The 10,075-nt window shown below is 69.5% G+C and carries 6 protein-coding genes and 1 pseudogene; 5 read left to right on the forward strand and 2 right to left on the reverse strand.

Annotated features, from left to right (window positions below; genetic code table 11):
- A pseudogene (locus ABZT49_RS27645) lies at positions 1–497 on the forward strand (hypothetical protein); the annotation flags it as partial.
- A gap of 128 nt (positions 498–625) precedes the next feature.
- Here the strand turns inward: ABZT49_RS27645 and ABZT49_RS27650 are convergent.
- The gene (locus ABZT49_RS27650) at positions 626–2,035 is read right to left on the reverse strand and encodes a sensor histidine kinase N-terminal domain-containing protein (RefSeq protein WP_355290849.1); all 1,410 of its coding nucleotides are present in this window, start codon (positions 2,033–2,035) and stop codon (positions 626–628) included.
- A gap of 32 nt (positions 2,036–2,067) precedes the next feature.
- Positions 2,068–2,730, reverse strand: a complete 663-nt coding sequence (locus ABZT49_RS27655; RefSeq protein WP_355290851.1) for a response regulator transcription factor — start codon at positions 2,728–2,730, stop codon at positions 2,068–2,070.
- 163 nt (positions 2,731–2,893) lie between these two features.
- Here ABZT49_RS27655 and ABZT49_RS27660 point away from each other — a divergent pair, with 163 nt between their 5' ends.
- The 4 genes from ABZT49_RS27660 to ABZT49_RS27675 all read left to right on the forward strand — a co-directional run bounded on the left by ABZT49_RS27660 (position 2,894) and on the right by ABZT49_RS27675 (position 9,696).
- On the forward strand, positions 2,894–3,964 hold the full coding sequence (locus ABZT49_RS27660; protein ID WP_355290853.1) for an ABC transporter substrate-binding protein: 1,071 nt from the start codon (positions 2,894–2,896) through the stop codon (positions 3,962–3,964).
- Between the two features lie 97 nt (positions 3,965–4,061).
- Positions 4,062–5,372 carry an ATP citrate lyase citrate-binding domain-containing protein gene (locus ABZT49_RS27665; protein ID WP_355290855.1) on the forward strand — a complete coding sequence of 437 codons (1,311 nt, stop codon included), beginning with the start codon at positions 4,062–4,064 and terminating at the stop codon, positions 5,370–5,372.
- Between the two features lie 15 nt (positions 5,373–5,387).
- Positions 5,388–8,093, forward strand: coding sequence for a CoA-binding protein (locus tag ABZT49_RS27670; protein WP_355290857.1), 2,706 nt, complete (start codon positions 5,388–5,390; stop codon positions 8,091–8,093).
- Positions 8,094–8,304: 211 nt separating this feature from the next.
- The gene (locus ABZT49_RS27675) at positions 8,305–9,696 is read left to right on the forward strand and encodes a 2-hydroxycarboxylate transporter family protein (protein WP_355290859.1); all 1,392 of its coding nucleotides are present in this window, start codon (positions 8,305–8,307) and stop codon (positions 9,694–9,696) included.
- Positions 9,697–10,075 lie beyond the last annotated feature (379 nt).

Raw genomic sequence — 10,075 nt, forward strand, 5'->3', positions numbered from 1 at the left:
CCTGCATCGAGTCGCGCTACGACCTCGAGGGCAAGCTGCCGCTCGGGGTCAAGCTCGCGAACAAGATCGAGGACGGGGGCAAGAAGATCGCCGAGTTCGTCTCGTTCCAGAGCGAATTGCGGGTGCTGCCGCCCGATGAGGCGGGCAAGCTCGTGCAGCTCACCAAGATCGAGGCGCCGGTGGCCGGCGCGATGGAGCAGAACATCTTCTGGGTCAACCAGATCCTGCGCTTCGGCAAGTTCCTGGCGGTGATGCAGCCGGTGGCGGCCGACCCGAACAAGACGGTGGTGACCGCCTACATGACGCTCGGCATCAAGGGCGACGTGCTCGACCGCAAGAAGGAGTACGAGCGCGTGCCGGTTCTGCGCAACCTGCTGCCCGCCCAGGTGCTGATGGGCAATTCCTCGTTCAACACCGGCACCTCGATCAGCGCCGGCCTGCCGACCTACGCCCGCAACCGCATCGCGGCCTTCGCGGATGCGCTGGCGAAGGAGTGAGCGGCGAAGCCGCTTAACTCTTGCAAGAGAGAAGCGACCAGGGCCTGTTCGCATCTCTCTGGACAATGTCGAACCCTCCGCGTCATTCCGGGGCCGCGAAAGCGGAGTCCGGAATGACCCTGTGTCTGTCAGGATTGTCGTGAGACTTCCGGCAGGCTCACAGCGACCGACCGCGCCGGAACCGGTGGAAACACGATCCTCACCCGCAAGCCCGGCCCGCCGCCCGCCCCGTCATGCAGCGTCACCGCCGCACCGATCCGATCGGCGAGCGCCCGGACGACGGCGAGGCCGAGGCCGCTGCCCTCCGGTCCGTCGCTCCGGGCGATGCGGTAGAACCGCGAAAACACCGTCTCGCGGTGCTCCGGCGGAATGCCCGGCCCGTCATCCTCGATCTCGGCGAAGGCCCCCTCGCCCGAATCCGCCACCCGCACCACCACCCGGGCGCCGGCCCCGGCGTAGCGGACCGCGTTGTCGATGACGTTGCCGAGGATCTCGCCCACCAGCGTCGGGTGGCCCGTCACCATCACCGGCCCGTCCGGCCCCTCGTACTCGACCTCGATGCCGGCGCGCAGCGCCCGCGGCACGTGGTCGGCCAGCACCGTCGCGGCGATCCCCGCGAGGTCCATCTCCGTCAGGGCGATCGCGCCCGGATCCTCGTCGGCGCGGGCGAGCGCCAGGAGCTGCGCCAGCAGGTGCTCCAGGCGGCGCGCCGCGCCCTCGATGTCGTCGAGGGCGGCCCGGCCCTCCGGCGCCGTGCCCGCGCCGTGCCGGCGTGCGAGATCGACATGCATGCGCAGGACGGCGAGCGGCGTGCGCATCTGGTGAGAGGCGTCGCCGGTGAAGCGGCGCACCGCCCCCATCACCTCGTCGAGGCGCCCCAGCAGGGTGTTGAAAGCGAGGACCGGCGCCCTCGCCTCCACCGGCACCGCCGAGACGTCGAGGGGCAGGAGGCTGACTGCGCCAGGGGCGGCGCGCCCGGCGATCTCGGCGCTCAGCCGGTCGAGGGGCGCGAGGCCGCGGCCGATCCCGTACCAGGTCAGGATTCCGACGAGCGCCAGGAGGACGCCTTCGAGCAGGACGAGGCCGCCGAGGAGCCGGAGTTCGAGGCTGCTGCGCGCGTCCCGCGTCTCGGCCACCTGCACCAGCACCGCGCCGGGCTTGCCGTAGACCCGCCGCGCCCGGGCGGCGATCCGGACGGCCGCACCCCGCATCACCGCGTCCCGGTGCCGGGTGGGGCCGGGCTCGACCTCCTCGTCGGGGCGAGGCAGGTCGCGGTAGCCGGTGACGAGCTGCCCGCGATAGCTGACGCTGTAATAGACCCGGTCCTGCGACTGGCTCTCCAGCATGCCGAGGGCCACCCGCGGCAGGTCCACCGTCACCTCGTTGTCCTCGTCGAGCGCCAGGCGCTCGGCGATGGCCAGCACCGAGCCGTCGAGCAGGCGGTCATGCGTGGTCTCGACCACGTCCCGGATGACGAGGGCTCCGCCCAAGCCCAGAACCCCCGCCAGCGCCGAGGCCGGCAGGAGCATCCGCAGCATCAGCCCGCGCCGGAGGGAAGGCGGGCGCCGGCTCATCGGACATCGAGCAGGTAGCCGAGGCCGCGGATCGTGCGGATCTCCGGCCCGTTCGGCTGCAGCTTCTTGCGCAGGCGGGCGACGTAGAGCTCGAGGGCGTTGGGCGCCACCGCGTCGTCGAAGCCGAACACCTCGCCGGCGAGCCGCTCCTTCGGCACCACCTGACCGGCCTTCGCCATCAGCACCTCCAGCACCGCCAGCTCCCGGCGCCGTAAGCCTAAGACCTCGCCGGCGAGGGTGACGGTTCCCGACGAGCGGTCGAGGACGAGGCCCCCGCATTGCAGGACCGGGCTGCGCTGCCCTTGTCCGCGCCGGATCAGGGCGCGCACCCGCGCCTCGAACTCGGGGAGCGCGAAGGGCTTGGCCAGGTAGTCGTCGGCCCCGAGATCGAGCCCGCGCACCCGGTCGGTCATGCCGTCGCGGGCGGTGAGGATCAGCACCGGGACGGCGCTCACCGCCCGGATGCGCCGCAGCACCTCGAACCCCGACAGGCCCGGCAGGCCGATATCGAGCACGATCAGGCTGTAGGGCTCCGACAGGGCGATTCCCGCCGCCGCCGCGCCGTCCGGCTCGTGATCGGCCGCGTGCCCGGCGGCCCGGAGCGCCGCCACGAGGCCGCGCGCCAGGGCCGCGTCATCCTCCACGACGAGCACCCGCATCCCGCCGTTCCCTCCCGCTCGGCTCGTCGCGCGCCCTCGCCCCGGCGACGAGGGATCGCCGCCCGGGTTAGGAGATCGCCGCGCGAGCCTGTAGCTTGCGATCCTCGCCGTGGCGACCGCCGCGGGCAACCGGAAACCTTGGGGCAGGAAGAGGTTTTTGAGAGTGAGGACCCTCACGGCCGCATGGGTGAGCCTCGCCCTCCTCCTCGGCCCCGCCCGGGCCCAGGTTGACTCGCCCGTCGATGCGCAGACCGAGGGGCGCGCCGAGGCCGTGCGGGAGGGCACGGTCGTGGTGCGGGCGACGACCGACGAGGCGGAGGCCTCGGCCCTGCTCGCCGGCTTCCGGCACCGCTTTCCGGGCGTCGCGGTCGCGTATTCCAAGATGAACTCGTCGCGGCTCTACGACGAATTCCTGGCCGAGGCGGCCTCGGGCGGGGGCACGGCCGATATCCTCTGGAGCTCGGCGATGGACCTCCAGATCAAGCTCGTCAACGACGGCTACGCCGAGCGACACGTCTCGGGCGAGACCGACGGGTGGCCGGCCTGGGCGGTATGGCGCAACGAGGCCTACGGCATCACCGCCGAGCCGGTCGCCATCGCGTATAATCGCAGGCTCCTGCCCGAGGCGCGGGTGCCGCGCAGCCACGCCGAGTTCGTCCAGAGCCTGACCCGGCATCCCGAGGAATGGCAGGGCAAGGTCGCGACCTACGACCCTGAGCGCAGCGGCGTCGGCTTCCTGTTCCTGACCCAGAACCTGGAGGTCACGCCGCGGACCTGGGACGCGGTCCGGGCGCTCGGCCAGGTCGGGGTGAAGCTCTACACCGCCACCGCCACGATGCTCGACCGGGTCTCGGCCGGCGAGGCGCTGCTGGCCTACGACGTGCTCGGCTCCTACGCCCGCGAGCGGGCGAAGCAGGATCCGGCCGTCGGGGTGGTGCTGCCGAGCGACTACACGCTCGTCACCTCGCGCATCGCGCTCATCCCGAAGCAGGCCCGGCACAAGGCGGCGGCCCGGCTGTTCCTCGATTACCTGCTCTCCCGGGAGGGCCAGGCGCTGCTCGCCGCCCGCTCGGTCACGCCCGCCCGCGCGGAATCCCGCGCGCCCGACGATCCCGTGACCCGCGCGACCGCCCTGCGGCCGATTCCGGTCGGACCGGAGCTTCTGACCTCCCTCGACCAGATCAAGCGCAGCCGCACGCTGCGGCAGTGGCGACGGGCGATCGAGGGGCGGTAAGACGGGACCGGCGAGTTCCCGAGGGCTCCCCCACCCCGCGACAGGTTACTGACAGTTTCGCCCCCTACCGTGCAACTCAACAAGCACGGAGGAAACGATGCAAGTCACGGGCATGCTGCACGGCGCAAAGCTCCTGCAATTCGCAGGATTTCCCACGGCCGAGGTGCTGGGGCCGGACGCGAGCGAAGAAGAGATCAAGGGCCTGATCGATCGCCACGGCTCGGTCTTCATCAAGCCGGTGTTCAAAGGCGGCGTCGGCAAGAAGGGCAAAGCCGGCCTCCTCGGCCGCGCCCACGACCTGAAGACCGCGCTTCGCGAGAAGGAGCGGCTCTACTTCGTCGAGCACCGCCACGGCAACGTCGTCGCCAAGGCCAACGGCGTCACCTTCGAGGGCGCGGTGCCGGCCGAGCACGAGGTCTATTTCTCGATCTCCGACAGCACACGCTACCGCGCGCCGACCATGACGCTCACCCACAAGGGCGGCGTCGACATCGAGGAACTCGACAAGGGCGAGGTCGTCCAGGTCCCGTTCGATCCGCTGACCGGCCTCAAGGCCTTCGTGGTGGCGAACGCGCTCTCCGAGCTGAACGCCCCGAAGGCGCTGATCTCGCCCCTGGTGCAGCAGCTGCCGAAGCTCTGGGAACTCTATCACGGCTTCGGCATGACCACGGTCGAGCTGAACCCGATCCGGATGCGGCCCGACCGCAACGGCCGCCTCACCCCGGTGGCCTGCGACTTCAAGTGCGGCTTCGACCGCGACGACCCGCGCTGGCAGCGGCTCGGCCTGCCCGGCCACCTGTTCTCGGTCGATTACTCGGACTTCGAAGCCGAAATCAACCAGCTCCGGACCTACCAGGGCCAGAGCGACGTCTGCATCATCAATTCCAGCGGTACCATCCTGGCGCCGACATTCGGCGGCGGCGCCAATTCCCTCGTCACCGAGATGCTCGGCGACGACGCGATCATCTCCTCGGATTTCGGCGGCAACCCGCCCTACGAGAAGATGAAGGAGGTGGCGCGCATCTGCTTCAAGCACTGGCTGAAGCAGTCGAACGTGCTGTTCATCATCGGCGGCAAGTCGAACAACACCGACATCTTCGAGACCTTCCGGGCGATGGCGGATGCCTTGCGCGAGCATGTCGGCCGGCACGGGCCGACCCCGCTCTACATCGTCGCCGGCCGCGGCGGGCCGAACCTCATCCGCGGCATGGGGGCGCTCCGCGACACCGCCGAGGCGCTCGGCCTGCCCTACCGGCTGTTCGGCTTCGATTCGGACATGAGCGAGGTCGTCGCCTACGCCCGCCAGGCCGATCTCTGGATGCGCCAGGGCGGCCGCGAGCAGGTGGCCCGCGCCATCGGGCTGGCGAAGCCGGCACTCGAAAAAGCGTCGCTCCAGGCGGCCGAATAAGAAGGGGAGGAGACCATGCACAAGCCAGGAATCGGCAGCTTCAAGTACTATGTCGGCATCAGCTCGCTCGATCAGGTCGCCACGCGCGAGGACCGGGTCTGCGTGCTCAACATCCTCGGCGGCGAATCGAGCGACGTGACGCCGGTCGGCCACGCCTATTCGGGCGGCAACGTGGTGTTCGGCACCTCGCCCGGACGCCGCGGCCAGGTGCTGGAGACCCCGCTCGGGAACATCCCGGTCTACAACAACGTCCGCGAGGGCCTGGAGGCCGGGCACCGCTTCAATTGCGGCGTCGTCTACCTGCCGCCGTCGGGGGCCCGCGACGGCGTCGCCGAGCTGATCCGGGTCAACCCGGACCTGCGCAAGATCTTCATCGTCACCGAGAAGCTGTCGGTCCATGACAGCCGCGAGATCCGGGCGCTCGGCCAGCAGAACGGCATCGACATCTTCGGCGGCAACAGCCTCGGCGTGGCCGATGCCCATCACCAGGTCCGCATCGGCGGGGCGCTGGGTGGCGACGGCCCGGGCGAGGCGCTGAAGGCCGGCTCGATCGCGATCTTCTCGAATTCCGGCAACTTCACCACCACCATCGCCACCTACCTGCGGATGAGCGGCTGGGGCACCACCACGCTGATCTCCTGCGGCAAGGACGTCTACATCCAGTACGCGGCGCCGGAATTTGCCTTCGCGCTCGCCAACGACGCACGCAGCAAGGCGGCGGTGCTCTACGTCGAGCCGGGCGGCTACTACGAGCAGGACGCGCACTTCACCAAGCCCGTCGTCGCCTGCGTCGTCGGCCGCTGGAAGAGCCGGCTCACCCGGGCGGTGGGCCATGCCGGCGCCATGGCGGGGGGCGACGACGACGCCGCCGCTAAGGAGCAGTGGTTCATGGACAAGTTCGGGGTCGACGGCGTGTTCACGCCCGAGAACCCGGTGGTCTCGGCCAAGGGCGCGGTGGTGACGAACATCGCCCACATCCCGGCGGCGCTCACCGCGGTGATGCGCGAGAACGGCGCGCGGCCCGACTTCGCGCCCGAGAGCAACCTCGCCCTCAAGCCGTGGTTCGGCTCGAATGCCGGCCTGACCCTGCCGCCGGACCTCGACCTGCCCCCGGTCGAGGCGATGGCGCCCTACGGCGAGCAGATCGCCCGGCTCAACCGTCAGGTCGGAATCGTGCTGCCGCGGCAGGCGATGAAGGACGCCTCGGGCGCCTCGCAGATGGACCCGAAGACGCAGGTCACCAGCCTCAACGGCGTCTCGATGCTGGAGGCGGCGCGCCTGCCGATGGAATCGAACGTCGTCCTCGCCCTGCTCCGCGAGCAGGCGAGCGACAACGACCGCGCCCTCGTCAACGCGGCCGTCGCCGCCGGCGTCAACCTGCACGGGCGCCCCGAGTTGTCGGCGGCCGAAGCTTCTCGCGAGGCCGGCAATTCCCCGAACGTGGTGCTGGCGGCGGCAGCGAGCCTGGTCGGCCCGCGCCGCGCCGAGGCCGCCCGGCGGATCTGCCGCCTGATGACCGACCGTTTCGCGGAAGCCGGGCTGGTGAGCGCCCTCGACGAGGGCTTCGACCTGACCAAGGTCGCGGCGGATGCGGAGCTCGCCGGGCTCCTCGTCGGCGCTAAGCCGGATCCGCAGGCGGAGGCGCTCCTCGCGGCTCTCGACGCCCGCGGCGCGCGCACGGTCTTCGTGCGCTACCTGCGCGGCCTCGACGGCCACCCGACCCGCGAGGCGGTGCTGGCGGCCATCGCCACGACGCTGACCTGGGGCCCGCTGATGCGCAAGCGCATCTCGCGGCTCACCGCCGAGAGCCTGCCCTGGTGGCTCCAGCTCTTCGGCACGCTGCTGGGCGCCGCGGTACCGGCGGAACTGCACAAAGCGGACGGGTTCTGCGGCGTGGCGAATGCCGACCTCCTCGGGCGCCTGAGCCTCGGCGAAATCGGCTGCCTCGCGCTCCTCGGCCGCGCCGGCACGGCGGACGACGTCTTCGTGTTCGAGACCTTGATCGGGCTCCTGCTCTCGAACGGCCCGGGCACGATCTCGGCGCAAGGGTGCAAGGGCGCGGTCTCGGCCGACGGTCCAGAGAGCCCGGAGCGGGTGCAGCTCAACAAGGCGATGATCGGGTTCCTCACCCATGCCGGCTACACCCATGGCGGCAACGGCTACGAGGGCATCGCCTTCCTGATCGAGCAGTTCCGCGGCGCGAACCTCGCCGACCCGGCCGACCCGGATCACGGCGTCGACCTGAAGTCCATCGCCGAGCGGACGGTGGCGGAGTATGCCCGCTACAAGTCCGACCGGAAGAACGCCGGCAGCCTCGACATCCAGAAGATCCCGGGCGTCAACCACCCGGTCTTCAAGGACAAGGCGGTGAACCACGACCCGCGCGAGGTCTGGATCCATGATCTGCTCACCGAGCGCGGCGACTACAACGCCTTCCACGCCTATTACCGGACCCTGGTGCAGGCCCTGTTCGACGCCGGCGTGTCGCGCAATGTCTACTGCGTCAATATCGACGCGGTGATCGCGGCCCTGCTCTTGAAGATGCTGTGGCAGCCCTACCGCGACGGCACCCTGTCCGGCTCGGCGCTGGAGACCGCGGCGTTCACGATCTTCCTCTTCGCCCGGATGCTCGGCTGCGCGGCGGAGGTCGACGACCACATGAACCGCGGCCGCAACATGGACACCCGGACCGCCGCCTCGCGCTGCCAGTTCGTGGCCTGACGGCGCGTCCTTCCGCCCCTGGTCGGGCGGGCCTCATCCTGTGAGAGCCCGCTTGACTTAGGGTTGTCGTAATGTGAACAGACTCTTAGCTTCCCGAACCTGATTAATATCGTACGGTAGGAACGGGATCTTCTGAAAAAATGGCCGGACAGGCCTCAAGAATATCACTCGAAGCAGATCGCTCGGAAGTACAGCGTTCGGGAGGACATCGATGGCATCTGGAACCGTGAACCTCGCCAAGCCCGGCGAGACCCCCGCCCCGGCGTCCGAGACGGGCGCGGCGCGCTCCCAAAAATTCTGGCCGCAGGGCTGGTGGCGGCTGATGGACATCAAGATCGGCATCATCCCGATCCCGGTCTATCTGATCCTGGTCGTGCTCCTGACGATCCTGACGCTCGAGCGCGAGATCAAGCCGGATTCGCCGACGATGATCGCCGTTCTGGTGCTCGGCGGCTTCACCTGCGCCGAGATCGGCAAGCGGCTGCCAATCCTGCGCAACATCGGCGCCGGCGCCATCTTCGCCACCTTCATTCCCTCGGCGCTCGCCTACTACAAGCTGATCCCGCCGCAGATCGAGAAGTCGATCATCGACTTCACCAAGTTCACCAACTTTCTCTACCTCTACATCGCGGCGATCATCGTCGGCAGCATCCTCGGCATGGACCGGGGCGTGCTGATCAAGGGCTTCCTGAAGATCTTCGTGCCGCTCGGCATCGGGTCGATCGCGGCCGGCATCGTCGGGACCCTGGTCGGGACAGCTTTGGGCTTGGGCGCCTACCACACCTTCTTCTTCATCGTCGTGCCGATCATGGCCGGCGGCGTCGGCGAGGGCGCGATCCCGCTCTCGATCGGCTACGCGGCGATCCTCGGCGCCTCCCAGGGCGACCTGTTCGCCCAGGTGCTGCCCCCGGTCATGCTCGGCAGCCTCACCGCGATCGTGTTCTCGGGCATCCTGAACTACGTCGGCAAGACGTACCCGCACCTGACCGGCGAGGGCCGGCTGCAGCCGGGCGAGCACGACGACATGGATCCCAAGGACGAGACGGTGACGGCCGAGAAGGGCGGCGGCGCCATGGACGTCTCGACCATCGCGGCGGCGGGCCTCACCGCCGTGACGCTCTACCTGCTCGGCGTGATGCTGCACCACGTCGTCGGCCTGCCGGCGCCGGTCGCGATGCTGTTCCTGGCGGTGCTGGCGAAGCTCACCAGCGCGGTCTCGCCCCATCTCCAGGCCGGCGGCTTCGTGGTCTACAAGTTCGTGCAGACCGGCATGACCTACCCGCTGCTCTTCGCCATCGGCGTCTCGCTCACCCCCTGGGACAAGCTGATGTCGGCCTTCACGATCCCGAACCTGATCACCATCATCGCGACGGTGTTCACCCTGATGGTCACCGGCGCCTTCGTCGGCCGCCGCCTCGGCATGTACCCGATCGAGGCCGCGATCGTGAATGCCTGCCACTCGGGCCAGGGCGGCACCGGCGACGTCGCCATCCTCACCGCCGCCAACCGCATGCAGCTGATGCCCTTCGCCCAGATCGCGACCCGCATCGGCGGCGCCGTCACCGTCACGGCGGTGCTGGTGGCGATGCGGTGGATCGCCTGACGGGCGGGGCTGGAGGTTGGTTTACCGAGGGCGCGCCGCATCGTTCACGGGGCGGCGCGCTCCATTGCCGAACATCGTGGCAACAAGAGGAGGCGCAGGTCTCCCCTCTCCCCGCGGGCGGAGAGAGGCCTGAGCTCCGAAGGGGCTCAGGGAGCCCGAAGGGCGAGGGTGAGGGGGCCTCGACGAGTGAGTCTCTTCCGGAAACACCCCCTCACCCTCGCTCCGGCTGCGCCTCCGCTTGCCGCGTTACCTGAACGGTAACGCGGCCCTCTCCCCGCCCGCGGGGCTACGGCCTTAACGGATTTGATTCGTGCGTACCAAAGGTTGAAATCAAGCCTCAAAACCACGCCTCTGCGGGTACTGATTTCAACCTTAGATT

This window comes from Methylobacterium sp. EM32, from assembly GCF_040593685.1.
GTDB lineage: Bacteria > Pseudomonadota > Alphaproteobacteria > Rhizobiales > Beijerinckiaceae > Methylobacterium.

What these genes read in the sequence shown, in the direction of transcription:
- ABZT49_RS27650 (WP_355290849.1), bottom strand. Translation starts at nt 2,035, where the DNA reads ATGCTGCGGATGCTCCTGCCGGCCTCGGCGCTGGCGGGGGTTCTGGGC.
- ABZT49_RS27655 (WP_355290851.1), bottom strand. Translation starts at nt 2,730, where the DNA reads ATGCGGGTGCTCGTCGTGGAGGATGACGCGGCCCTGGCGCGCGGCCTC.
- ABZT49_RS27665 (WP_355290855.1), top strand. Translation starts at nt 4,062, where the DNA reads ATGCAAGTCACGGGCATGCTGCACGGCGCAAAGCTCCTGCAATTCGCA.
- ABZT49_RS27670 (WP_355290857.1), top strand. Translation starts at nt 5,388, where the DNA reads ATGCACAAGCCAGGAATCGGCAGCTTCAAGTACTATGTCGGCATCAGC.
- ABZT49_RS27675 (WP_355290859.1), top strand. Translation starts at nt 8,305, where the DNA reads ATGGCATCTGGAACCGTGAACCTCGCCAAGCCCGGCGAGACCCCCGCC.